The organism is Synechococcus sp. CC9311, assembly GCF_000014585.1.
Classification (GTDB): Bacteria; Cyanobacteriota; Cyanobacteriia; order PCC-6307; family Cyanobiaceae; genus Synechococcus_C.
Genome location: NC_008319.1, coordinates 1,395,585 through 1,419,702 on the forward strand (window position 1 = coordinate 1,395,585; position 24,118 = coordinate 1,419,702).

A 24,118-nucleotide genomic window follows, 5' to 3' on the forward strand; every position below is an offset into this window, starting at 1 on the left:
GGCAGTGGAGCATGGACGAGATCAATGCCCCTGCACTTTGTTCTCTTCTTAAATGACTGAATCCCCCAAATGGGGGATTCAGTCATTCGTTGCTGGATACAGACTCGTAGACAAAGCCACATCAAATCATTGGCACTGCATGCATCAGATCAGTAATCAAAACTTGAAGTTGGAAGAAATCCCTGATCCGGATGGCAATTGGCAGCAATGGGTTCGTTTCGCACACATGGTCAATGGATATGAGGTTCATGGTGGATTTAAACCCTGTGCGGATTTAGCCAATGGTGGAGAGGCCAAAACACTGACTGAACTGCGCTGCGCCTTGTTCTTTGAAGCGCGGCGAGATCGCCATAGCGGTGGACGATCCACTGATGAGTCATTGATTCGTGAACTGCTTAGAGCGATTCGGAAAAAGGTAGAAGCTCATGAGTTGCATTAAAAGCTCTCTCCAGAGTTGTGTGCCTTATAGGCCGCTGTGATAAGTAGAGATGTCAGCAATTAATTTGGCAGTGAGGCCAAATAACGGGACTTGCGCAGTAGCGAGGGTTCTTTTTCTCCTACTGATGCATCGGGACTTGTGTCAGTAGTCCCAGACAATGACGGCCACCGTTCCAACAAACCGTACGGCAGTCCATGACGACACCATGATCAGATTGAGACACTGCCAACTTGGGGATCGGGCGGATCATTGTCATTTTCCAAAGAACGATGCAGGGAACAACTCAACTGGTGGCGGGTTGCATGTTCACTCTGGCGAAAAGAATGGTCCTAAGCGCAGGAATGTCCGTACTTGAGTCAGGTACCACCATCGCTGGATGGACTAGTGAACATCAATATGTACAAATTGAGATCTACAGAATTTTTACGTGCCACACAGGAGCATGGAAGCATGTATATTGAGAGAGTTGGAGCAGTGATCATAGAAAGGAGTTAAGGAAGAATTACCGCAGACTAAAAGTTGCATTAAAACTCGATGAGGCACAAGAAAAAATCAGCTTCAACGCCTATAATTAAATCGTCAGAGAACTGCCTCTTTCAAATGAAGTTCCAGACAAAAAACTGTTGCGCCCCATTGGCGCAGATACTTGAGCTTGTTATGGATGAGCTCTTGGATGGGATTTTAATTGTAAATAATGACAACAGAAAAGTCATTTACTTTAACGATAAATTCAAGCAACTGTGGAGAATCCCTCAATCCATATCTGAAAATTCTGATGACCATGCGCTTTTATGTTATGTCGCAACGCAACTTGAAGCACCGGATGAATTTTTAAAAAAGATAAACTTAATTCATTCAACTGATCAATCTTGGCAGGATGAAATAAATTTCAAGGACGGCCGTGTTTTTGCAAGGAAAAGCATTTGCGTCTCAGGCATGGATAAATTTAAATCGCGTGTATGGATTTTTAGAGATGTAACAAGCGAAAAAAGTATTCACATTGATAGCCTTACTGGATGCTTAAATCGAAAAGCATGGGATTCAATTGGAACAAAAGATTGGGTACTGGGTAATTATTCAATGCAATATTGTGTGGCCGTTGTAGACCTTAACGACTTTAAAAACATTAACGATGATTTTGGCCACGAAGCAGGTGATCGAGTCCTCAAAAGACTAGGAGTGACTTTGAAACGTCTTATTCGAAACAAGCAGGATAAAGTCTTTAGAACTGGAGGTGACGAATTCTGTATTTTACTAGAATCAAGTACCGATATATCCAGCAGTATTTCAAATCGTCTTACTAATGAACTCATTGCGGCAGGAATTAATGCTGCTACTGGTGTATGCATGTCAAAACAGAAAGAAGGAATTATTGAGGCATTTCGAAAGGCTGACGCACGAATGTTAGCTGCAAAAAAAGCTCAAAAACATTTGCAGAATAGTCTAATCCATCCATCTCACCAAGTCGCCACAAGAAAGACTAAAACAGATGAAGAAATAGACATGCTAGCAAACCTTTCAGTTGCCGTTAAAAAGAAAGAACTTGATCTAGCTTTTCAGCCAATATTTGACAGATATGGGCAAATAGCATGGGTCGAAGTATTATGTCGCTGGACACATGAGGGGCAGAATATTCCCCCTGATATATTCATCCCTTTATCCGAATCTTCAGGACAAATTCACAGGATCTGGGATTGGGTACTGGAAGAGTCAGTCAAAACAGTTCATATGTGGAAGGAAAAATCAAAACTTATATCATTATCAATAAACTTTTCAGCGGTTCAGGTTGAATACTATAAAAACACCGGTTTTTCATACTCAAATCAGATCAAGAGCATTTGCGAAGAATACAAGGTATCTCCAAAATGTCTAAAAATTGAGCTTACTGAAACGTCTCTATTAACTGACTTGATGAAAGCGAAAGAATTGTTCGAAGAACTGACGGATATTGGAGTTGATCTATGTATTGATGATTTTGGTACAGGCTTTTCTTCTTTGTCAATCATGCAGGCATTGCCCATTAAATACATCAAAATTGATGGCAGCTTTATCAATGGCGTACCATTAAATTTGTCAAATACTGCAATCACTAAGGGAACTATTTCTATGGCAAATGAGCTTGGCTTAGAAGTCTGTGCTGAATGCGTTGAAAGTTCTGAACAAATTGAATTCTTGCGATCTTATGGTTGCCATTATTTCCAAGGTTATTTCAAATCCAAGCCATTACCTGCTGTTGAGATGGCCAAGTTGATTTAAGTTCACTCTCAACTGGCCTCCGGTGTTCGGTTAGCTCTATAATTGAAGATAGCTTAAGACTAATATTCTTACAATCTTGCAAATTGTCACATCATTATTTCAATCCTCATGTAAACAGATTTACTTTGAAGTTCATCATATTGATACTATTGATAGATTCTTGCGAGCTCAATTTTATCAGTTGACGTTCTATGAGCACTGCATGAGAGTTCGCTTAATCTTCCCACTTTAGCTCTTGTCTACGCTATGATAGATAGGATTAGTGGATATCCTTCTGAAATATTCACTACATAGTCTTCCCTCGTCGATACTTACTTCTTTTGCACTGACTCTGTCGCTGTTTGGATGCAGCTTAGAGCGTGCTGATCGATTAAAGATTTCGCATTCGCAATGGCCTGGCTTCGAATATCTAAAACTAGCGGAATCTAAAGGTTACCTGCCAGGTGCGGAGATTGTCTCGTTAACAGATCAATCTGAGGTGGTAAGGGCTTATTTGCGGGGGGATCTTGACATTGTTCAGCTGACTACTGTGGAGATTCTGGAGATTTGCTCGAAACAGGCTGAGAAATGTCCTGTCATTGTTTTGGTATTGGATGAATCGGTCGGTGGAGATCAAATTATGTCCTTGAAAATAGATTCAATTTCCAATTTGCGAGGTTCAAAAGTTGCGGTAGCTACTGATTCATTTGGGCCATTTGTTTTGCAACAGGCATTGAAGTCTATCAACAGTTCAATCGATGATATAAGAATGATGCCTATGTTGGTTTCTGAGATGCCTAGTGCGCTCTCTAGTGGTGAGATCGATGCTGCTGTTTTATATCCTCCCAATAGTGAAATAGTAAGATCCATTGGCGGCAAAACTATTTTCGATAGCTCTGAAATTCCTGGTCAGATTTTGGATGTTCTTGCTGTTTCGCCATCTGTTTATTCGGCGCGGGCAGAAGATATTTCTGAGATCGTTTCTGGTTGGTTTAAGGCGCATGAATATGCATTGAATAATAAACAATCTGCCATTGCCTTTATGTCTTCCAGCCTGAATCTTTCGCCCAAGGAATTGAGAAATATATTGAATGGGATTGCCTTTTACCCAACAGTCGACGGGCAACTTACGTTAATACAACCTCAAGGTAATCTTGCGAAAAACATTGAGAAGGTGAAGCAATCGATGGAAAAATTAAACTTCATTTCGTCAGATGCGCCATCTCCAAAGGTGACTGATCGTTTCTTACCATGATTACATTTTTTAGACAGCTTCGCCATCTATGTAGGCAGTTTGATTCTTCGTCCAACAGTGTTAGCCGGCTTGTTCTTTATATCCAACTCGTCACAGTTGTTCTAATACTTTCATCTGTTATCTTGATTGAAGCTTTTTCAACGATCTCTTCTAAACATTTAAAAAATCAGCTCAATGCTGCTCTTCTTCAAGAAGACCAAGTTGCCTATCTTATTGGAGAATTGGCTGAAATTGATCATATAAAGGAAGATTTTCTGCTATCAGTTAACAATTCAGATCAGTCAGGGCGAGAGTTGGTTTTACTTTTACAGAAACATCTCTCAGACCTTTCTTCTGAATTCAATGTTGGTTGGATGAGGCGAGCTGACGATGGTTTGCCTACCCTTATCACAAAAGAATTTGATTCAGCCCAATTGCGCATCTTACGTGCACAACGTGTTGTTTCTAGCTTTCTGCTTAGAAATAGTGTAGTGACCCAAGAAGATGTACTGGATCTCTTAAGGGGATACCCATTAATGGATCTCCGTTTTGCTCACTCCAATCTTTTAGCCTCCAATAATGATCTCAATTTACTGAGCCAGGATCTTGAGCAAGAGCTTCGGAGAACTGAGAATTACTTCGAAATATTGCTTATTATCACCCTTCTTGTTGCATCAAGTGTAGCGATAGTGTCGTCTTACCTGGTGTATAAGCGCACAATTGTGAAACCCCTGGAGTCGATCTATGCGATTACTTCAGCTGTCCCTATTCTGAATACAGCTGGTGATACCTCAGAGGGTCTTGCTGACCTTCAAGTTGTGGGCAAGGAACTTCAATCTTCTGATAATGGAGTCCTTGAAATCAGGATGTTGCGTCAGATATTGTCTGGCCTTCTGAACCGTCTGTTTCTCTCCTGTGAAGCTCTGAATGATCTCTCGATGACAGATCCGTTATGTCAGATTGGTAATCGCAGATCTCTAGACATTTATGGAGAAAAGGCTTGGAAGCAGGCAGTGCGAACAGTTAGCCCTATAGCAATCTTGATGATTGATGTTGACAATTTCAAACAGTTCAATGACATTTATGGTCATAGCAAAGGCGATGATGTTTTGGTATCTATAGCTCAATGTTTTCCTAAAGTATTGCGACGTCCCTTGGATGATTGCTTTCGTTATGGAGGAGAAGAATTTTTGATCCTCATGTATGACGTTTCCGCTGAAAATTTCAATCACTTTTGTCATAAGCTGCGTGATTCTGTTGAAAACCTTTCGATTGAACATCGAGGTGTAAAGACTGGACGAGTCACAATTAGCTGTGGTGGTTGTTATGTATTCAACCCTTGCTCTTTATCCCTTGATGATGCGATTCAACACGCTGATCAAGAGCTTTATCGCGCAAAGAAGCATGGCCGCAATCAGGTTTCCATCTACTCGATTGAGCGACCTTGGTTCGTGAAACCACCGAACAATTCAATGAATATCTGAGAAAATCGGCTTGGCTCTGTAGGAAAGATGTGTCCTGGTTTTGAAGGCTGCATCCGCTCATCCGATCGACGAGAGCTGAGTGTTGGTGAGGAGGGTGTGCTTTGGGTTAAGTCGCCCACTCTGACGGTCGGATATTGGAATAATCTCGCCGCTACAGCAGAGATCATTCAGGAGGGTTGGCTCAATACGGGTGACGCCATGCGTCTCGATGATGATGGCTATCTCTGGTTTTGTGGTCGCCGCAAACAAATCATCGTTCACGATGGATCCAATATTTGTCCTCAAGATGTAGAGGAAGCTTTGATGGAGCATCCCGCTGTAGATCAAGCTGGTGTGATCGGGATTGAAGATGCTGTGCATGGACAACATGTGCATGCTTATGTCTCTTTCAAATCTGGTTTCGATGTCCCCACAGTTCCAGAACTGATTGTTTTTGCGCGTGAGCGTGTTGGGTACAAGGCTCCGGAAGTTTTGCAGGTTCTTCCCTCTCTTCCTCTTAATGCTGTGGGAAAGATCAACCGTGTGGCCCTTCATGCCATGAGCTCCAGGCATTGAACTGCTTATAATTTTAAGTATTTACTGGCAAATCATTATCCTAATCAATTACTTATATTTAAGCGGAATCTGCATTCTTGTTGACAATTGCAAGATCAGTATCTAGTATTTTAATGTATTGATTGATGTTGTCGTGAAAAAATCATTGGTTGATCTTGTCCAAACGATTAAAGCTGTTGGTCCAATATTGTTAAGCGCTATTAAAAGCGGTCAATTGTTTGTTCCTCAATGCGAACTCACTGATCCCGACCCAGACGTCTTGTGCGAGTACGATGTAAGAATTCCTGTGAGTGAGGGATTCTCCGTCACGGCAAATATTTACCGCTCAAGAAAAGCGGCAAAGAACGGAGTGAAAGTACCTGTAGTGATGTGCGCGCATCCATATGACAATCATCTAACCCCTGCTCTTAAGAAGACACCTTTTAACGCTGCACCTCAGCAATATCGTTTGATTCCCCAACCATCTGGTAAGCCAGCATTCTCTAAGATTACGAGTTGGGAATCTCCAGATCCAAATTTTTGGGTTTCCTCCGGATATGCCGTTGTCAATATGAATATGCCGGGCTATTCCAATAGTGAGGGACCACCAAGTGCATTTACCGAACATCAGGCCAAGTGCTATTACGAGGCTATTGAGTGGGTTGCAAAGCAACCTTGGTGTACAGGCAAAGTTGGTCTAAATGGGGTCAGCTTCCTTGCTATCTCGCAGTTTCATGTTGCGGCATGCCAAGCATATGGTGGCCCTCCTCCATCCCTCTGCTGTATTTCACCCTGGGAAGGTCTTACAGATCCATATCGAGATATTTATGCGATTGGTGGTCTTCCAGAAGTTGGTTTTCCAGCTTTCTGGTGGATAACTGAAGTCAAACCTGTTATCAACGGTTCACAGAAAGATTTTGTGGAGTCAGAAGGGGACATCCCCACAGATTGGGGAGACAAGCACCCTCTTTATGATGATTTTTGGAAATCTAAGGCAGCAAAATTAGAAGAGATCACGATCCCCATGCTCGTTTGCGGCTCGTTTTCTTGTCAAAGCTTGCACACAATGGGCTCTTTCCGAGCATTTATCAAAGCGCAGTCAAAACATAAGTGGATCTATACACATCGCACGGGTCAGTGGAACTCGTACTACTCACCAGAAGTACAAACTCTGACTCGTAACTTTATGGATTGTTTCTTGAAGGGAGATGAGTCAAGTGGATTTCTAAATAGACCTAGTGTACGTCTAGAAGTCCGCTCCAGCCTTGACAAAATTCATGAGATTCGCCATGAGAACGAGTGGCCAATTGCTCGAACTAATTATACAAAACTCTTTTTAGGGCAACAACAATCGCTTCAGTTAGAGCCTCAGGAGATTGAAACGGAACTGTCATATTCAGCAAAACATGGAAAAACAACTTTCCAATACACATTTGCGGAAGATACTGAACTCAGCGGATACATGAAACTTTGTCTTTGGGTGGAGGCACGGTCAAGGGATGCTGGTGAAAAACAACCGGAAGACATGGCCTTTTATGTTGCTGTTAATAAGCTCGATAGTGAAAACAAACCAGTTCACTTTTATGGCTGCATTGGTACGACCAATGATATGGTGACACGAGGCTGGGGTAGGGCATCCCTTCGAGAACTTGATCCTATGGAATCTACCGATTGGAATCCTGTGCCCTCTGCTTCGCGATGGCAGTTACTTAAGAAGGCTGAAATTGTGCAGATCAATATTGCTTTGTATCCCAGCAGTACATTTTTTATGGCAGGTGAGAGCATCAAACTTATAATTGGATCAAGCGAAATCATTTCTACTCCTCCATATATAAAAAATAGTTCTTTTAATCATGGAAAGCATATTATTCACTATGGCGGTAAATATGACTCACATCTTCTCGTCCCAAAGATCTAGCGTGAAGAGCTAAGACCGTAGATGTCTAATTAGTAGCTTGACTTTCAATAATTTGCTTAGCCTATAAAGCAAAAATTGTGATCCAATCATGACTCATCATCTTTATTTTGTGATGTCTACAGGGAGAACGCAGAACTCATGAGCTGATTCAGATTTTTAAGGAATGTAAGCCGGCAAAGGCTTAACTGATGGCCAATAAAGGATGCTAATTCATTCAAGGCCGATGCAGCAACGCGACATGCTCAGTACATTCCCGTGAGCTACTACCCATAGTCAACACGGCTTGGGAAACCCATCAGGCAGCAGCGGATTCTTAGCACCTATTCATCGAACTATGGATCAACCTGCAGAAAATCGGTTGGCAACGCTGAATACCTCCATAAGAGAAAGAATGGACTATCAGGACCAAATTTTTTTGCAGCTCAAATATCATTCAGATTAAATAAAAGCGACTCAAGCAAGAGTTTTTTCATCTTCATGCGTGCTCTCCCGATTACTTTGTCTTTAGGTCTGGTTTTTGGCGGATTAGCTGAACGGGGACCGATCGCCCATGCTCAATCCGTTGATGTCACAGACATCAAAGCTGAACTCAGCCCCAGTGCACTCAGGGCCTATGGAGAAAGTTCACCCAAGAAACTGAAATCTCGCCTTGGTGAACTCACATTCACCAAGGGCGGTTTTGCAACGAAGAAAACTGCCTCCAAAGTGAGCAACTTCGTAGACATCTCCCGAGCAGTCGAGCTGTTCATCAATGGAACGCCAACTCCTCGATCGTGGTGATGCCTTCTGCTCGCAGCTTCTGGCGTTGGCTTTGACGCATCCCCGTCACCAGGATTAAAAAGACCTTGACTCAATCAGTGCGGGGGCCCTCGGTAGTGCAATCGCGCTAGCAGTTGGCTACGGCATCGGGAGGGCGAAGCGATGAGCTACCTGAACTGTGTTTTCTGCGAGGCAGAGGTCACATCGCCCCCAGTACTCAATGACTCAACCGCCAAGGGGATTTGCGAGTTCTTCGTCGCTCGCTGTGGTCGACTCCCTCGCATGGACGAAAAAGGGATGCATATCCCGATGGGGTCGAGACGGGATCGTGAGCGACAGCTAATGTGACCGTTTTGTTATGGAGTTAATAAGCCCTTAGAGCTCATTAAAAAAGTGGGGACACCTCCAGGGTGTTCACCTCATAGCGATAGGACCGAGACCCCCTTGAGCGAACGAGCTTCCTCTCAGTGGTGAACCCCGCCAAATTGAGCAGTGCCTGGGGCAAACGGGAATCCGCGGCAGGTCTGAGTTCAGCATGGCTTTGGTCGCGTTTGTGCTGTTGGTGAGTTGACGGCAACCGGCGTGGCGGCTGGTGCTGTTTTGTGCCGCGGTTGGTGCTTTCCCCCTGGCCTGATCCATTCGTCTGCAGAATCACTGCATTGATGGGGAGCGTGGTGTCTGAAGCTGGTCTGAATCCTTCTGATCAACGCTGGAGTTTCTGGCCGCTGCTGCCACCTCAGAGCTACTGATGGCAACCAATGCAAGAGGCGAGTCCCTGAGACGTCTCTTATTTTTTGTGCAACTGGGCAAGAATATATGCAACTGAGTGATGTATTGAGAGTAAAAACAAAACCTCGTACTTTGTATATAAAGGTTTTCGATCCGTTACTGAAAAAGACTTTCCTCCGCATCATGCATCTCGCTGAAGAACCACTTGATGAAAGGTATTTAAGGCTCTTGAACCCTGGTTATGGCAACGCGATCAAAGAACAAGGGCGAAAGTCCACGCTTCCCGGTCTTCTAACGGCTGGACTCTTGCGACAGCATCTCGGGTTGGGGGGTGGTGATCCTCAGTAACTAGCAATCAGGCCCAATACGACGACCAACTGGATTGCACCTGATACTGATCAGGAGGCTCCCCGCATCATCCGGATCGTTGAGAACGTTCTCTTGATGTATTACACGAGATGTCAATTGATGAGTTTGAGTTTTGCACTTGAGATTCGCTCCAGTTACAGCAGTGACATTCAGCTTTGGTTTCCACTCTCGGAGGCGATCCCAACCTTTAAGGTTGGCCTATCACTTAATGAGAGCTCTGCTGACTTCAGAGATAAATCTGGTCTAGAACTTGTCTAAACGTTGTAATTAATGATCAAAAAGGGCGTCTATAGCTCATCGATTGCTATTTAATTTTCTTTGAAGGCTTACCTCAGCGTTGAGTCTGCACTTCAGCTTTCTGTGCTGAAGCCCAGTTCAGCCCCTAAAGAAGTTGCGTTTGTATTCGATTCTTGTTGAGCCAAGCAGAGCTATCTAGTTTCAAGACGCTGTCGGATGGCTCAAACCATGGATGTCGATCCCAGTAAGTTGCCACTAGATGACAGCAAACGTGGTGGCGGTTGGTCCGTAATCACTGGGTGGGGAAGGGCAACCTTCAGCCGCAAAGGCAAGAGGCTCTGGCAAACCTTGAATCACAAGAGCGCTTGTTTGTCCTGTGCTTGGGGGACTGGAGGCCAGAACGGTGGCTTTCGCGATGAGCTCGGGGAGCCGTTCCAGCGTTGTATCAAGAGCGTGGAAGCGATCCGGGCCGAACTGCAGCCTGCCGTTCCTCGTTCTGTTTTTAATCGTCGCAGCTTGGGGGAACTGCAGCAGTTGAATTCAGCCTCTTGTGACCGGTTAGGTCGCCTGGACCATCCCTTGATTCAGCGCGCGGGTCACGACTTCTATGAACCGATCAGTTGGGACGAGGTTCACGACCTTCTTGCCGATGCCTTCAAGACCTCGACTCCAGAGAGGCTGGCTTCATACAGCTCGGGGCGCTCTTCCAATGAAGCGGCTTACCTACTTCAGTTGCTGATGCGAGCTCGAGGTTCGAACAACCTGGCTGATTGCTCTGATCTTTGCCATGCACCATCGAGTGTGGGACTCACTCGCGTTTTCGGAAGCGGCACCTCCAATGTGAGCCTGGAGAGTTTGCGTCAGGCCGATGGTGTGGTGCTTGTGGGTTCCAATGCTCCGGCAAATCACCCCCGCTTGATGAATGAGTTGATTCGCCTCAGAGAACGAGGGGGCACGGTGGTGGTCATCAATCCTGTTATTGAGGGGGGGCTGCTCAAGTTTGGTTCTCCTGCCTTCCCGATCCGTTCTTTATTGCTAAGCAGTGAGATCGCTTCTCTTTATTTGCAACCGATTCCGGGATCCGATACAGCCGTATTCCTTGGGCTTCAAAAGGCCTGGTTGGAGAGTGGCGCTATCGCATGGGAGTTTGTGAAGTCTCACAGCGACGGCTGGGAGGCCTTGCAAGAACAATTGATAGGCAGCAGCTGGGAGTCGATTACCCAGTGCTGTGGCCTCAGCCGCGAAGAGTTGGAGTACACCGCTGCCCGTTTGGCAACTTGCCGTGCTGTGGTGTTTGCCTGGGCGATGGGAATCACACATCACTCCAATGGAACGACCAATGTTCAGGCCATCGCCAACTCGGCTGTTTTAAGCGGAAATGTGGGCCGTCCTGGGGCGGGAACAATGCCAATCCGTGGTCATTCCAACGTTCAGGGTTTTGGCTCGATGGGGGTGTCAGTTCGTTTACGCAAACCGATGCGATTGGCCCTCGAGGCTTTGCTCCAACGCCCCTTGAGCCGCACCCCAGGTTTTCACGCCAGGGATCTGATTGAGGCCGCCGATCGTGGGGAGGTGGATGCACTGCTCTGCCTTGGCGGAAATCTGTTTGGTGCCAATCCGGACAGCACTCAGGCTCGTCGGGCTCTCGGAAGGATTGACACCATCGCCTATCTCGCAACAAAACCCAATCAGGGCCATTTTCATGGACTGGGTGCTCGCCAGACCTTGCTCCTCCCTGTCTTTAACCGTTTTGAGACACCTCACCGCACAACGGTGGAGTCTGGTAACAACTGGGTTCGATTGAATGAGCCTGGAACTACCCATTTAAAACGAGCCAATTTAACCAGCGAAGTGGGGTTTTTAGCCGAATTGGCTCATCGCCTCTTTGGAGATGAGCCGATCCACTGGAAACGTCTGCAGGATCCGATTTACGTGCGTGAATTAATTGCCAAGACTGTGCCGGGATATGAGGGGATGGCGGGTATTGATGCCTCCAATCGCGAGTTCGAAGTGAGTGGCAGGGTATTTTCAGTGCCCCGTTTTTCCACACAAAATGGACGGGCTCAGCTCACGCCAACACCGTTGCCAGAATTGAGTTTTCCCGATGTGGATCACTTTGGTGGGTTAGCCGATGGTGAGCGGGGTTTTGTGCTTAATCTCATCACCGCCCGCAGCCATGGGCAGCACAATACGGTTGTGTATAAGGCAGCTGATCGGTATCGCGGCATGCCCCACCGACAAACATTGCTGATTAACCCTGAGGATTTACAGACTTTTGGTTTTGAGGCCCACGATCGAGTAACAGTTCAGGGTGAAGCGGGGAGCCTTGAGCAGATTGAATTAATCCCAGGATCGATCAGACAGGGGTGCGGACTGATGTTTTTCCCGGAAGCCAATGTATTAATGCGTGGCATATCCGATCAGACCTGTGGTACGCCGGCTTTCAAGCGCGTTCCTGTTCTAATCCGAGCACAAGTTCTTGCAAGCATGAACTGATCGCCACTCTCATTTGCCTGCGATCGTGACCGACTCAAGCAGATCCTTTCTCTTACTTCTGGAATCAATGGCAGTGCACCTATCCTGAGAGGTGCTTCAGCGGGGATCAAGGTCGTCAAATGAGTGTCATGGATCTGAGCTCATGAGCGATCCCCTACCCCAGCAAACAAACGAATCAAATGCCTCAGTGCGCGAGCAACGCTGGCCTTGGTGGCCGCTGCTGCCGCTGTATCCCTATGGCAAGCGCGCCACCCACTTTGAAGAACTGATCCCAGGCCAGGTTTGGAGCTTTGAGCAGCTTCAGGGGGTCTATTACGTGGCGGTGCCGATCCGGCTCACCGTGGTGAAGGTGCCAGGTGGCTTGATGCTGGTGAATCCACTGCCCCCCACGACGGAATTGCTCGCAGGCCTGGCGGCACTGGAAACGGAACATGGGCCGGTATGCACGATCGTGTTACCCACCGCATCCGGCCTGGAGCACAAGCTTCCGCTTGGCCCCCTCGCTCGCGCCTTTCCCAAGGCTGACGTGTGGGTCTGCCCAGGCCAGTGGAGTTTTCCGGTGCAACTTCCTCTGAGCTGGCTCGGGGTACCGGCAACACGCACCAAAGTTTTGCTCACGGATGGTGTACCCCATCCCGAGGTGTGCCAATGGATTTCGCTTGGTCCACTCGATCTCGGTGTGGGCCGGTTTCAAGAGATCAGCTGCCTGCATCAACCCAGTGGCTCCCTGTTGATTACCGATGCCCTGGTGGGCATTCACTCCACACCACCCGCGATCTTTGATCGCGATCCCACGCCTGTGCTGTTTCATGCGCGCGAGCGTGGTGATCAACCCCTCACTGATTCGCCAGAGGCTCGCCGGCGTGGCTGGGCACGATTGGTGCTCTTCGCCTCATATCTCAGGCCCCATTGCCTGCGAGTGCCACCCATCGCCGAGCTGTTGCGCCATGCCTTTCGCCCTGGGTTGCGGTCGTGGAAAGCCCACTTCGGGCTGTATCCGTTCGATTGGCAAGACGGGTGGCGTGACGATGCTGCGGTCTTGATGGGCGATGAGACCGCCAAGCTGCAGGTAGCCCCAGTGCTGGAACGACTGGTGTTACCGCGAGCCCAACAAGCGATCAACGCCTGGCTTCAACAACTGGAATCAAAATCGGATCTGTGCTGGTTGATCCCCGCCCACTACAGCGCGCCGCTTGCTTTTAACGCGCAACAGGCATCGGTGTTGCGATCGGAACTACAACAAAAAAACTGGGCACCCAATGAAGGAAATTGGACCTTCCTCGGTGGCATCGATCAGCGTCTTTTAGAGCTTGGATTCGTGCCCGAGAATCCATTAAAAAAAGACTAATCCTTATAAAGATTAGTCCAATAATCAAACAACCAATAATCATTCAAAAGGGAACGATTAAACCCTTTAAGCCAAGAGAAAAGCTTCAGAGATTGAGATCTTCGTCTGGGTTTACAGCCATTTCATCGTCAGCGAAGAGCGATTCCTCGAGTTCCTTGCGCTGCTCCATCTGACGCAAGAAATAACCAGTCATCATCGCGGAGGCCAACATGTTGGCCAGATTGTCGCGATTGGACGTGACTTTCACCTCAAACTGCTCACCGGGGAGCATGCCCAGCAATCCCTGAACGTTGTGGCGAATGATGTCTTGAATATCGTTGCTTGCTGAACGAGCCACCCGTTGGAGCACGTCTGGCGATTGGTCCTGCAGGTATTGGATCAAGCTGTTAACGGGCTGGCCGTCCTGGCTGTCCGTGGTTAGGAACTCTGGATTGAACATCCTGCCCACCGTTCGTCAGTCATCAAACCTTATCGCAGCTGTGATCTGAGGCCCCTCTGAATTTTGGTGTGAGAACCGAATCGGACCGAACCGGTTCAAGGGCCAGTAGCGCCAAACCGCTGTCCCTATCACCCTTTCATCAGGAAGTGCCCCCCACACATGGGAATCGAGGCTGGCATTTCGGTTGTCGCCTAACACCCAGTACTGCCCCTCAGGCACGCTGAGCGGCCCCTGGTCGTAATCCATCTCCGCTGGCATCCAGTCTTCCAGCACCGGTTTGTTGTTGCGCAGCAACTGGCCGCCTCGCACTTCAATCGTGTCTCCGGGAAGTCCCACCACGCGCTTGATCAAGGCGGCATTCGCGTCATAACCAGCCTCCACAAGCTGAGGCGGTGCTGCAAACACCACAATTTGATTCAAGCCCAGCGGCGTATGGCGTTGGCGGCTCAATTTTGGAGTGATCTTTTCCACCAGGATGCGGTCTTGCAACTGCAAGGTGGGCAACATCGATCCCGAAGGAATCCAGCGGGGTTCGATCACCTGCCATCGCAGAAAGAGGGCCAACAACACCCACAACAAGAGGCCTTTCCAACTGTTGCGCTTGGGTTCTGAGTTGGGAGTGGTTGCCATGGCAGGTTCTGCGTTAGCCGAGGATCGCATTAGCCATCGCCGCTTCCCTGACGCAGGCCCTCACCAATCTGCAGGCTGCTGTCCTGTTGCTTCAGACCCTCCAGCAACAGGGTCTGCGCCATGTGGTGCTTTGTCCTGGCAGTCGCTCCGGCCCGTTAGCCCTTGCCGCCGCAGGCTTGATGCGCGCTGGGTTGATCACTCTCAGCACAGCAATCGATGAACGATCTGCTGGGTTTTATGCCCTGGGTCGGTCCAGCGCCTCTGGTGTTGCCACAGCCGTGATCACCACCTCCGGAACGGCGGTGGCCAACCTGTTGCCCGCCGCCGTAGAAGCGGATCGCTCAAGCCAGCCGCTGCTGCTGATCAGCGCAGATCGCCCCCTAAGGCTCAAAAACAAAGGGGCTAATCAAACCGTGAATCAGGAAGCCTTCCTAACCCCGGTGTGCCGCTGGTGCGGATCAGGACCTTTAGATGGCCTCAGCGCAGGGCTGGATCAGGAGCTGCAAGCCCTTGCTCAGAACGCCTGGAGGCATTTGCATCAGCAGCCCGGACCTGTGCATCTCAATCTCCCCTTTGAGGAGCCCCTGCACCCTGATCTGGATCAGCAGAGCACGTTTTGGAGCCAATGGAATAGTTCAGAGTCCGTGGCCATCACCCACAACCCTGAGCTCTGCAAACCCACCAGCCACTCCGAGGCTCCATCCCTCGATCCCGATCAACCCGGTGTCATCGTTGCCGGACCCTGGAGAGGACTGAGCGCCACGCTTGAGCCCTATCAAGCCGCCTTAATCGCCTGGCAGCAGCGCAGTGGCTGGCCAGTGCTCGCCGATCCCCTCGCAGCCATCCCAAGCAACTTAGGGGGCGTGATTCGCTCTTGGGATCTGTTGCTTCCAAACGGCTTAAGCCAGCTACCAGCAAACGCCCAGGTGCTGCGGCTGGGCTCGATGCCTGCCAGTCGTCGCCTCGAGGCCTGGATTGCGAACCAACAGGGCCCACAACTGCTGATCACAGAAGGCGATCCCCGCCCGCTAGATCCCCTTGAAATCGCCGAGCAATGGAGCGGCGGCCTGGCGCAGTGGTGGAAGCAGTTGAACCCCAGGCTGCGAGTTATTGACGCAACAAAGCCGGATATTGAGGCTCGTGGAGGGTCGCCACTGCAGGCCTGGCGCACGGCAGATCTTGAACTGCAACAGCGCCTCTATGAACTGCTGCCAGGGCATGGCCCCGCGAATGAACCGGCATTGATGTTTGCTTTGGCGCGGCTCTTGCCCGCAGAGCTGCCCGTGATGCTTGCAGCCAGCAGCCCGGTGCGCGATTGGCAAGCCTTTGCCGCAAGCGATACCGGCCGCAGGCGCTGTTACAGCTTTCGCGGAGCCTCAGGCATCGATGGCACCCTCTCCTTGGCACTGGGGATAGCGGCCGAGCTCGGTCCAACGGTGCTGATCACAGGTGACTTAGCGCTTTTGCATGACAGCAACGGCTGGCTGCTGGCCAGCGCTGCCCAGCAGCCCTTATTGGTGCTGTTGATCGACAACGCCGGAGGCGGCATTTTTGAACAGCTGCCGATCGAAACCACCCCCAGAGATGGGTTTAACCAGCTGTTTGCGATGCCTCAACAGGTGGACCCACTGGCTTTGGCGGCCGCCCATTCAATCCCTGTTCGTCAGCTCGCCTGCCTCGACGATCTCCCCAGCGCTTTGGAATGGGGCTTGGGGAGTGCTGGACCAACACTCCTGCGGGTCTGCACCGATCGCAGCAGCGATGCCCAGCTTCGCCGGAATCTGCGTAAGGCGTTACAACAGAGCAAAAGCCTTTCCTGATCGCCATGCCAGAGCCCGTCATCCGACAGGTGCTCCCAGGATCCAGCGGAGTGAACTGGCAGCCATGGGGCAGCTATGAGGATGTGCTCCTGGATCGATCTGATGAGGGCATCGCCCGTCTAGCGATCAATCGACCCACCAAGCGCAACGCTTTCCGGCCTCGCACGGTCTCAGAGCTTTGTGATGCTTTTGCCCGAATCCGCGATGACAGCCGCATCGGAGTGGTGCTGCTCACCGGTGTAGGTCCTGCTGCCGATGGGGGTTATGCCTTTTGCGCCGGCGGCGATCAAAGCGTGCGCGGAGATGGGGGCTATCTCGACGAAACAGGCCTGCCACGCCTCAACGTGCTCGACCTTCAGCGCATCATTCGCAGCCTCCCCAAGGTGGTGATCGCCTTAGTAGCGGGTTACGCAATCGGTGGCGGTCAGGTGCTGCATCTGCTCTGCGACCTCAGCCTGGCGGCAGATAACGCTGTCTTTGGTCAAACCGGGCCACGGGTTGGCAGTTTTGATGGCGGCTTCGGGGCCGGCTATTTGGCTCGCGTGGTGGGGCAACGCAAAGCCAAGGAGATCTGGTTCCTCTGCAGGCAATACGGCGCTGAACAGGCCCTTCGAATGGGACTCGTCAATGCGGTGGTACCCCTAGATGCCTTGGAGGCCGAAGGGGTGCGTTGGGCCAGAGAGGTGTTGCAGCACAGTCCCACCGCAATTCGCTGCCTGAAAGCAGCTTTCAATGCAGAAACCGATGGCTTGGCTGGCATCCAGGAGTTGGCCGGACAAGCCACCCATCTTTTTTATCGAACCGAGGAGGGCCAGGAGGGCCGCAATGCCTTTCTGGAGAAACGAAATCCTGATTTTTCCGACACGCCATGGCTGCCATAGCCCCAGAAGTCGCTAAAACAGGAGGCCCGATTCGCCTTGTCTGATGCGTTGTCCAAAGCATGCTCCGTCGATGGGCCTGCGTACTTCGCTGCTAGCCGCCTCGCTGCTGTGCCTCGTTGGAGGAGCAGGCGTTGGAGGAGCAGGCATTGCAACAGCGCAAGAGGTTGCGGAAGAGCGTCAAGGAGAAATTAAGGGCGAGATTCTGGTGGAAGCTCCAGAGGAAGCCCCCAAGCGCAAATCCGATCCGATCCCACCACTAGCGATCCCGTTGAGCGATACGGCCTCGTTGGCCCGAATTCCAGACGATCTGATGGAGCGCAAGGGTTTGCAGCTCGTGCTCGACCGCAAGCACCATCAACTTCTGGTGCTGAAGGATGGCCAGATGACGCGCCGGTTTCCAGCGGCAGTTGGCACCACTGGCTGGGAGACCCCTGCCGGACGCTTCCGGGTGTTTGAAAAGGTGAAAGACCCGGTGTGGACCCATCCGGTGAGCGGTGATCTTGTGGATGCTGAAAGCAAGGGAAACCCCCTGGGCTCACGCTGGATTGGCTTCTACCGCGACTGCAATGGACGCTCGGGTTGGGACGGTGAGCAATACCTGGATATCAACGGCTGCACCGTGGCCGGATTCCACGGCACACCGTATCGCTGGACAGTGGGACGGGCCGTTTCCCACGGCTGCGTGCGTCTTTATGAGGAGAACGTTCAGGAGGTCTTTGATCTCGTCAGAGTGGGAACGCAAGTGACCGTCCTGCCGTGAAAGCGATCACAACGCGGTAATGCGTCTACAGTCTCGCGGCTTACAGGTTTGATCGTCCATGCGCGTGCTCTTTGCCGCCGCCGAATGCGCCCCCATGGTGAAAGTCGGTGGGATGGGCGATGTGGTCGGATCCCTTCCCCCTGCCTTGAAGGCTCTGGGTCACGACGTGCGCTTGATCATGCCGGGATACGGCAAGCTCTGGTCTCGATTGGAGATCCCTGCGGAACCGATCTGGCGAGGCCAGACCATGGGTACCGAGTTTGCGGTTTTTGAAACCCGTCATCCCACCAATGGCCTCACCATCTACCTGGTTGGTCACCCCGTCTTTGATCCAGAACGGATTTATGGCGGAGAAGATGAAGATTGGCGCTTCACATTTTTTGCCAGCGCTGCGGCTGAATTTGCCTGGAACGTCTGGAAGCCGAATGTTCTTCATTGCCATGACTGGCACACCGGAATGATTCCGGTCTGGATGCACCAGGACCCAGAGATCAGCACCGTTTACACGATCCACAACTTGAAATACCAGGGCCCCTGGCGCTGGAAGCTGGACCGGATGACCTGGTGCCCTTGGTACATGCAAGGCGACCACACCATGGCTGCCGCCCTGCTCTATGCCGATGGCGTTAATGCGGTTTCACCGACTTACTCCAGAGAGATCCGCACCTCGGAATACAGCGAAAAGCTGGATGGGTTGCTCAATTACATCTCCGGCAAGCTGCGCGGCATCCTGAACGGTATTGATCTTGAGGCCTGGAATCCAGCCACTGATCGCGCCTTGCCCGCCACCTTCAGTGCCGATGATTTGTCGGGTCGCGCACGCAACAAGCAGGTGCTGCAGGAGCGAATGGGTCTTGAAGTCAGACCTGATGCCTATCTGCTGGGCATGGTGAGCCGTCTGGTGGATCAAAAAGGCGTTGACCTGCTGTTGCAAGTGGCGGATCGCTTACTCGCTTACACCGACACCCAGATCGTGGTGCTTGGCACCGGTGATCGCGGCTTGGAGTCCGGTCTGTGGCAGATGGCCTCCCGCCATCCAGGACGCGTATCCGTGTTCCTCACCTACGACGACGACCTCTCACGCTTGATTTATGCAGGCAGTGACGCCTTCCTGATGCCCAGTCGCTTTGAGCCCTGTGGCATCAGTCAATTGCTCGCCATGCGCTACGGATGCGTGCCTGTGGTGAGAAAGGTAGGTGGTCTGGTCGATACGGTTCCACCGCACGATCCAGCCCAGCAAAGCGGTACTGGCTTCTGCTTCGATCGTTTCGATCCCGTGGACTTCTTCACAGCCCTTGTGCGCTCCTGGGAAGCCTTCCGCCATCAAGACAGCTGGCGCGAACTCCAGCGAAGGGGCATGCGGCAGGACTACAGCTGGGCCCGGTCAGCGATGGAATACGACCAGATGTACCGCGAGGTCTGTGGCCTTAAGGAACCAGGCCCCGATGCCGCTGCTGTGGAACAGTTTTCCCAGGGACAGGATGCCGATCCCTCCTTGGCCCAAGGACAACATGCAGCCCCAACCAGCCCTCCTGAACAATCCAGCGAAGACCTGTCCAAGGGACCCGGCTCACGCAACCCCCTAGCCAAACTGTTTGGCGGTCAGCGACGCTGATGCTGCAGGCAACCACGAATGCAGGATTCCTTCGAACCGCAGTCTCTTAACAAACAAAGCGACCTTCCGGCTCCTTACAACAGCCCCTGGAAGGCCCTTGGCCAAGATCTGAAGGCGGTAAGCGCCGATCTACGTCTGCGCGTCCAAGAGATCTGGCGACGGAACCGCGAGGGAGATCTTTCGGTTCCAGCATTCTGGCCCGATCAATGGGCAGCTCTGTTTTGGCCAGTGCTGCTGGGGTTCAGCCTCGCTGTGCTGATCCTGGGCGGAATTCAACTGCGTCAGGCCCTTCAAGACCAGTCGCCACCCGCACCGCCAGTGGTGGAGCGCGTCCGCACCACTGCCTTTCCTGAAGCACGTCCCTTACCCATCACCACCAACCTCGAATCCGATCTCGACCACCAAGGCACGGCGGATGCCCCAGCGGAACCGAACATCACCGAGCTCAATCATCCTGAAGAGCTCATGGCAGCTGAGGAATCCCCACCGCTGAGCGACCAGGAGGTTGAGCCTCTATCTGCAGAAACAGACGAAGACCTGTTGCGCTTTGACCCTCTCCTGGATCTTCTGGCGGAGGAAGGCAACTCAGATGACAGCCAGGGATCAGATCTGATTGTTTCGGCCCAACCGCAACCGGAGCGGAATGCTGTGATTCTGCAAATCGATGCTGCCACTTGGCTGCAACGCTCTCCAGATCAGCGCCAACAACTGGCAGAAGCCTGGTGGAACCGGCTGGAAGACCAGGGTTACGTCGATTTGCGTCTGGTGGATGCACAACAAAACCTCTTGGCTCGACCCGCCAGGATTGGTGGAGGCATGATCGTGTTCGATCCAAAGAGGGTTTGAAAGTGCTGGATCTGGCTGATCTCGTTTCGCTCTGGGGGCCACCCCAACAGGCTGATGGAGCCGTACCCAACCTCCAACAACGCTTGGGCCCTGTCTGTACAGATAGCCGACTGCTCACTGCAGGCGCCTTTTTTGTGCCGTTACGCGGTGAGCGCTTTGATGGCCATCGCTTCCTCGCATCTGCCACTGAACAAGGCATCCAGGCAGCCGTTGTAGCCCGTGATAGCGACATCCCCGTACCGCAGAGTTTGCTGCACTGGATCGTGGACGACACGCTCGAGGCCTACCAACAGATGGCCTGTTTAGTGCGACGCAACCTGAACAGCGCTGTTGTCGCCATTACAGGATCAGCCGGTAAGACAACCACAAGAGAGCTGATTCGTGCCGCACTGGCGCCCCTTGGTGCCGTCCAAGCCAGTATCGGCAACAACAACAATGACGTTGGCGTGCCACTCACCTTGCTCGGAGTAGACGAGCAGCATGCTGCTGTGGTGGTGGAGATGGGAATGCGCGGGCCCGGTGAAATTGAACGCTTGTCTCGTTGTGCAGAACCAGAGATTGCTGTGATCACGAATATCGGCACAGCACATATTGGCCGCTTGGGCAGTCGCGAGGCAATTGCCGCTGCCAAGTGTGAAATCACAGCAGCGCTCTCACCCGATGGCCTTGTTGTGATTCCAGCTGGAGACCCTCTCTTGGATGCAGCCCTGGCCCAATGCTGGAGTGGTCGCGTTCGACGTGTTGCACTGGTCGACGATGCCAATGACTCGGAGCATGTCGCTGATGATCTCGGCGACTACAACCCACTCACAGGTCGCATCAGCCTGGGAAATGACTCCTATAACTGCCCCCTGGAAGGGAGGCACAATGCCCGTAATTTCATGTTGGCAATCGCCGTCGCTCGCACCCTCGGCGTTGCACCCGCAGACCTTGTACAGCTCAAGGTTGAGGTGCCAGGAGGTCGCAATCGTAAGCGGCAAATCGGTTCATTAACGATTCTCGATGAGACGTACAACGCATCACCGGAAGCCGTCTTTGCGGCGTTGGATCTCCTAGCGGCTCAGCCAGGTCGACGTTTCGCAGTTCTTGGCACGATGCTGGAGCTTGGAACAGACAGTGTTGGCTTGCACAGAGCGGTCATCGACCATGCCGCAACGCTGAACCTTGATGGACTGGTGGTTGTAGCAACCGGCGCGGAGGCCAAGGCCATGAGCGATGCCAGTTCAAGATGGCCACAATTTCAACAGGTGGAAACCCCCGAACAGGCTGCAGAGCCTCTGATCGAGTGGCTCAGGCCTGGAGACACCGTGCTCTTGAAAGCGAGTCGAGGAATTGCTCTTGAACGATTGCTGCCGCTACTGCCACAGCTTTAGATCAGGCGACTCTCAGCGAATCAGACTGGCCTTCGCAGCGGATCAAATCGATCGCATGCGGATGATCATGGATATAGCGAATTTTCTCCATCGCTAAAACCCGAGCTTCAAAGGCATCGGCTGCATAGAAACATTCTTCTTGGTAATCACTACTCGCATCGCGATAGCGAACGGTGAAACGCTTGTGTTCAGTCATGGGACTAACAACCTGACGCCCCACGCTTACGCATCCATGAGTGCAAGCAAGGCCAAGCTGTGAAAAAAGTCTGTTGATTTAGCTCAGCCATCAACAAACCACTGCTCAAGATTGAGCAGCCTGAGTGTTGCGGTCCCATCCTTCCTTAGTGAGTTGCTTCGCACGGCCGATCGCAAGCGAACCATCTGGAACAGCTTTGGTAATCGTGGATCCTGCCCCGATCGTGACATTTTTTCCGATCACAACAGGAGCGACCAACACAGAATTAGCACCCGTTTTACTGCCCTCACCAATCACGGTGAGGTGCTTGTTCGTGCCATCAAAGTTGGCCGTAATTGTGCCAGCTCCCACATTCACATTGGCACCTAATTCCGCATCACCGATATAACTGAGGTGATTCACTTTGCTGCCGGCAGCGATCACACTTTTTTTAATTTCAACGAAATTGCCAATCTTGCAGGAATCACCAACGTCCGTGGCAGGTCGGATATGGGCGAAGGGACCAATCGCAACATCGTTACCAACGCGTGCATCGCGCACCACAGATTGCACAACCGTGACATCACAACCGAGTTCGGCATTGTCGAGCAAGCTGCCTGGACCTAACCGGCAGTTGTCTCCAATACGACAGGCACCTCGCAGATGGGTTTGTGGTTCGATCACCACATCACAGCCAAAGCTGCAGTCTTCGCTGAGGGTGCAACTGGCAGGGTCAACGAAGGTCACCCCCTCATCCATCCAGTGATCACGCAACCGCTGTTGCAAAACGCCCTCACACTGAGCCAGTTGTCTGCGGTTGTTGATTCCATTCACTTCATCGGGATCGCTCACCTCCATCTGCATCGCCACGTCTAAGAGCTGAACCGTGTCAGTGAGGTAAAGCTCGCCCTGATCGTTGTCGGTGCTCAACTGCGGCAACACCTCAGCAAGTTTTCCCCAGTTGAAGCAATAGATTCCCGCATTGGTGAGGTTGTTGGACCGTTGCTCATCGCTGCAATCGCGATGTTCAATGATTGCGCTCACACGACCATTGGCATCAGCAAAGACACGGCCGTAGCCAGTGGGATCATCGAGCCTCGCCGTTAACAAGGTCACATCTGCCTGGCTGCTTCGGTGAGTGCTCACCAGTGCTTCGATCGTTTCTGCTCGCAGAAGGGGAACATCACCATTCAGCACCAACAACTCTCCCTGAAAACCCTGAAGGGGAGCCAACAACTGCTGGACAGCATGCCCTGTTCCGTTCTGGGGCTGTTGCAGCACGAATTCGAGCCCGCCATTGGAGCTGAGCTGAGCTTCCACACGCTCAGCTTGATGGCCAACGATCAACAGCCGGCGCTCTGGCGCGAGATTACGGGCACTAGCGAGCACGCGCTCCACCAGGGTGGCTCCCGCTAAGGGTTGCAGCACCTTCGGAAGCGCACTTTTCATGCGGGTGCCTTTCCCAGCAGCAAGAACGGCAACGGCGAGCATGAGACGGGTGCAAGACCGGCGAAATCTACCGGCGAAACCTCACTCTGGGAACACGCCAACAGTGAACGGCTGCAGTCAGATCGCCACTTGACACTTGGGTATCGAGAAGAAAGCTGCGCAGGCACTCCGACCGCCGCCAGGCCAGCGACTTCAACACTAAGACCTAAAACACAGAGCCAAAACAGATATAGGAATCAACACTGATCACACTCGTCAAACCTATGAACAGGAGAAATCAGAATCACGCTACACAGCTAAGCAAGGAATCATTGCAACAAACAAAGAGCCTGGATTCAAAAATACCGG

General features: G+C 51.4%; 22 protein-coding genes. 17 read left to right on the forward strand and 5 right to left on the reverse strand.

What is annotated here, in order from left to right:
• Nucleotides 1-52: 52 nt before the first annotated feature.
• The 8 genes from SYNC_RS07045 to SYNC_RS14325 all read left to right on the forward strand — a co-directional run bounded on the left by SYNC_RS07045 (nt 53) and on the right by SYNC_RS14325 (nt 8,951).
• Entirely contained in the window at nt 53-439 is a 387-nt protein-coding gene (locus SYNC_RS07045; RefSeq protein WP_011619433.1) for a hypothetical protein, read from the forward strand.
• Nucleotides 440-1,072: 633 nt separating this feature from the next.
• A complete protein-coding gene (locus SYNC_RS07050; RefSeq protein WP_167897201.1) occupies nt 1,073-2,695 on the forward strand; it encodes a bifunctional diguanylate cyclase/phosphodiesterase in 1,623 nt (540 codons plus the stop codon).
• Nucleotides 2,696-2,957: 262 nt separating this feature from the next.
• Complete coding sequence (locus SYNC_RS07055) at nt 2,958-3,929, forward strand: ABC transporter substrate-binding protein (protein ID WP_011619435.1); 972 nt, start codon at nt 2,958-2,960, stop codon at nt 3,927-3,929.
• A gap of 122 nt (nt 3,930-4,051) precedes the next feature.
• Nucleotides 4,052-5,392, forward strand: coding sequence for a GGDEF domain-containing protein (locus SYNC_RS13570; RefSeq protein WP_049750338.1), 1,341 nt, complete (start codon nt 4,052-4,054; stop codon nt 5,390-5,392).
• A 27-nt stretch (nt 5,393-5,419) separates the two neighbouring features.
• Nucleotides 5,420-5,947 carry a class I adenylate-forming enzyme family protein gene (locus tag SYNC_RS15265; protein WP_011619437.1) on the forward strand — a complete coding sequence of 176 codons (528 nt, stop codon included), beginning with the start codon at nt 5,420-5,422 and terminating at the stop codon, nt 5,945-5,947.
• Nucleotides 5,948-6,080: 133 nt separating this feature from the next.
• The gene (locus tag SYNC_RS07070) at nt 6,081-7,844 is read left to right on the forward strand and encodes a CocE/NonD family hydrolase (RefSeq protein WP_202795156.1); all 1,764 of its coding nucleotides are present in this window, start codon (nt 6,081-6,083) and stop codon (nt 7,842-7,844) included.
• A 477-nt stretch (nt 7,845-8,321) separates the two neighbouring features.
• Complete coding sequence (locus SYNC_RS07075; protein ID WP_011619440.1) at nt 8,322-8,624, forward strand: hypothetical protein; 303 nt, start codon at nt 8,322-8,324, stop codon at nt 8,622-8,624.
• Nucleotides 8,625-8,765: 141 nt separating this feature from the next.
• Nucleotides 8,766-8,951, forward strand: coding sequence for a hypothetical protein (locus SYNC_RS14325; RefSeq protein WP_148201871.1), 186 nt, complete (start codon nt 8,766-8,768; stop codon nt 8,949-8,951).
• A gap of 37 nt (nt 8,952-8,988) precedes the next feature.
• On the opposite strand, the gene SYNC_RS14685 is transcribed toward SYNC_RS14325, so the two are convergent.
• Nucleotides 8,989-9,258 (reverse strand): hypothetical protein, encoded by a 270-nt coding sequence (locus SYNC_RS14685; protein ID WP_011619441.1) that lies wholly within the window; start codon nt 9,256-9,258, stop codon nt 8,989-8,991.
• 257 nt (nt 9,259-9,515) lie between these two features.
• On the opposite strand from SYNC_RS14685, the gene SYNC_RS14690 reads away from it, so the two are divergent.
• From SYNC_RS14690 to SYNC_RS07090, 3 genes are all read left to right on the forward strand, one after another.
• Nucleotides 9,516-9,680 carry a hypothetical protein gene (locus SYNC_RS14690; protein ID WP_167897203.1) on the forward strand — a complete coding sequence of 55 codons (165 nt, stop codon included), beginning with the start codon at nt 9,516-9,518 and terminating at the stop codon, nt 9,678-9,680.
• Nucleotides 9,681-10,154: 474 nt separating this feature from the next.
• Complete coding sequence (locus SYNC_RS07085; protein ID WP_237699181.1) at nt 10,155-12,434, forward strand: FdhF/YdeP family oxidoreductase; 2,280 nt, start codon at nt 10,155-10,157, stop codon at nt 12,432-12,434.
• A 142-nt stretch (nt 12,435-12,576) separates the two neighbouring features.
• Nucleotides 12,577-13,782, forward strand: a complete 1,206-nt coding sequence (locus tag SYNC_RS07090) for a DUF4336 domain-containing protein (RefSeq protein ID WP_011619445.1) — start codon at nt 12,577-12,579, stop codon at nt 13,780-13,782.
• Nucleotides 13,783-13,867: 85 nt separating this feature from the next.
• Here the strand turns inward: SYNC_RS07090 and SYNC_RS07095 are convergent, their stop codons facing one another.
• Together SYNC_RS07095 and lepB are read right to left on the reverse strand one after the other, a co-directional pair.
• Nucleotides 13,868-14,221 (reverse strand): DUF760 domain-containing protein, encoded by a 354-nt coding sequence (locus SYNC_RS07095; protein WP_041426557.1) that lies wholly within the window; start codon nt 14,219-14,221, stop codon nt 13,868-13,870.
• Between the two features lie 15 nt (nt 14,222-14,236).
• Nucleotides 14,237-14,851 carry a signal peptidase I gene (gene lepB, locus SYNC_RS07100; RefSeq protein WP_011619447.1) on the reverse strand — a complete coding sequence of 205 codons (615 nt, stop codon included), beginning with the start codon at nt 14,849-14,851 and terminating at the stop codon, nt 14,237-14,239.
• Nucleotides 14,852-14,937: 86 nt separating this feature from the next.
• Between lepB and menD the strand changes: the two genes are divergently transcribed.
• The 6 genes from menD to murF all read left to right on the forward strand — a co-directional run bounded on the left by menD (nt 14,938) and on the right by murF (nt 22,146).
• Nucleotides 14,938-16,671, forward strand: a complete 1,734-nt coding sequence (menD, locus tag SYNC_RS07105; protein WP_011619448.1) for a 2-succinyl-5-enolpyruvyl-6-hydroxy-3-cyclohexene-1-carboxylic-acid synthase — start codon at nt 14,938-14,940, stop codon at nt 16,669-16,671.
• A gap of 5 nt (nt 16,672-16,676) precedes the next feature.
• Nucleotides 16,677-17,552 carry a 1,4-dihydroxy-2-naphthoyl-CoA synthase gene (gene menB / locus SYNC_RS07110; RefSeq protein WP_041426558.1) on the forward strand — a complete coding sequence of 292 codons (876 nt, stop codon included), beginning with the start codon at nt 16,677-16,679 and terminating at the stop codon, nt 17,550-17,552.
• A gap of 70 nt (nt 17,553-17,622) precedes the next feature.
• The gene (locus SYNC_RS07115; protein ID WP_148201872.1) at nt 17,623-18,312 is read left to right on the forward strand and encodes a L,D-transpeptidase; all 690 of its coding nucleotides are present in this window, start codon (nt 17,623-17,625) and stop codon (nt 18,310-18,312) included.
• A 58-nt stretch (nt 18,313-18,370) separates the two neighbouring features.
• A complete protein-coding gene (gene glgA / locus SYNC_RS07120) occupies nt 18,371-19,927 on the forward strand; it encodes a glycogen synthase GlgA (RefSeq protein ID WP_011619451.1) in 1,557 nt (518 codons plus the stop codon).
• An 18-nt stretch (nt 19,928-19,945) separates the two neighbouring features.
• Nucleotides 19,946-20,773 (forward strand): hypothetical protein, encoded by an 828-nt coding sequence (locus tag SYNC_RS07125; protein WP_011619452.1) that lies wholly within the window; start codon nt 19,946-19,948, stop codon nt 20,771-20,773.
• A 2-nt stretch (nt 20,774-20,775) separates the two neighbouring features.
• Complete coding sequence (gene murF / locus SYNC_RS07130; RefSeq protein ID WP_041426559.1) at nt 20,776-22,146, forward strand: UDP-N-acetylmuramoyl-tripeptide--D-alanyl-D-alanine ligase; 1,371 nt, start codon at nt 20,776-20,778, stop codon at nt 22,144-22,146.
• A gap of 1 nt (nt 22,147) precedes the next feature.
• Here murF and SYNC_RS07135 read toward each other — a convergent pair whose 3' ends face one another.
• Together SYNC_RS07135 and glmU are read right to left on the reverse strand one after the other, a co-directional pair.
• Entirely contained in the window at nt 22,148-22,342 is a 195-nt protein-coding gene (locus SYNC_RS07135; protein ID WP_011619454.1) for a hypothetical protein, read from the reverse strand.
• A 105-nt stretch (nt 22,343-22,447) separates the two neighbouring features.
• The gene (gene glmU, locus SYNC_RS07140; protein ID WP_011619455.1) at nt 22,448-23,812 is read right to left on the reverse strand and encodes a bifunctional UDP-N-acetylglucosamine diphosphorylase/glucosamine-1-phosphate N-acetyltransferase GlmU; all 1,365 of its coding nucleotides are present in this window, start codon (nt 23,810-23,812) and stop codon (nt 22,448-22,450) included.
• Between the last annotated feature and the right edge of the window lie 306 nt (nt 23,813-24,118).

Bases quoted from the DNA above. Each gene is read 5' to 3' on its own strand.
- SYNC_RS07075 (WP_011619440.1), top strand. From the start codon at position 8,322: ATGCGTGCTCTCCCGATTACTTTGTCTTTAGGTCTGGTTTTTGGCGGA.
- glgA (WP_011619451.1), top strand. From the start codon at position 18,371: ATGCGCGTGCTCTTTGCCGCCGCCGAATGCGCCCCCATGGTGAAAGTC.
- SYNC_RS07090 (WP_011619445.1), top strand. From the start codon at position 12,577: ATGAGCGATCCCCTACCCCAGCAAACAAACGAATCAAATGCCTCAGTG.
- SYNC_RS15265 (WP_011619437.1), top strand. From the start codon at position 5,420: ATGTGTCCTGGTTTTGAAGGCTGCATCCGCTCATCCGATCGACGAGAG.
- SYNC_RS07045 (WP_011619433.1), top strand. From the start codon at position 53: ATGACTGAATCCCCCAAATGGGGGATTCAGTCATTCGTTGCTGGATAC.
- SYNC_RS14325 (WP_148201871.1), top strand. From the start codon at position 8,766: ATGAGCTACCTGAACTGTGTTTTCTGCGAGGCAGAGGTCACATCGCCC.
- SYNC_RS07125 (WP_011619452.1), top strand. From the start codon at position 19,946: ATGCAGGATTCCTTCGAACCGCAGTCTCTTAACAAACAAAGCGACCTT.
- SYNC_RS07115 (WP_148201872.1), top strand. From the start codon at position 17,623: ATGGGCCTGCGTACTTCGCTGCTAGCCGCCTCGCTGCTGTGCCTCGTT.
- SYNC_RS07135 (WP_011619454.1), bottom strand. From the start codon at position 22,342: ATGACTGAACACAAGCGTTTCACCGTTCGCTATCGCGATGCGAGTAGT.
- lepB (WP_011619447.1), bottom strand. From the start codon at position 14,851: ATGGCAACCACTCCCAACTCAGAACCCAAGCGCAACAGTTGGAAAGGC.
- SYNC_RS14690 (WP_167897203.1), top strand. From the start codon at position 9,516: ATGCATCTCGCTGAAGAACCACTTGATGAAAGGTATTTAAGGCTCTTG.
- SYNC_RS07095 (WP_041426557.1), bottom strand. From the start codon at position 14,221: ATGTTCAATCCAGAGTTCCTAACCACGGACAGCCAGGACGGCCAGCCC.
- glmU (WP_011619455.1), bottom strand. From the start codon at position 23,812: ATGCTCGCCGTTGCCGTTCTTGCTGCTGGGAAAGGCACCCGCATGAAA.
- menB (WP_041426558.1), top strand. From the start codon at position 16,677: ATGCCAGAGCCCGTCATCCGACAGGTGCTCCCAGGATCCAGCGGAGTG.
- SYNC_RS07085 (WP_237699181.1), top strand. From the start codon at position 10,155: ATGGCTCAAACCATGGATGTCGATCCCAGTAAGTTGCCACTAGATGAC.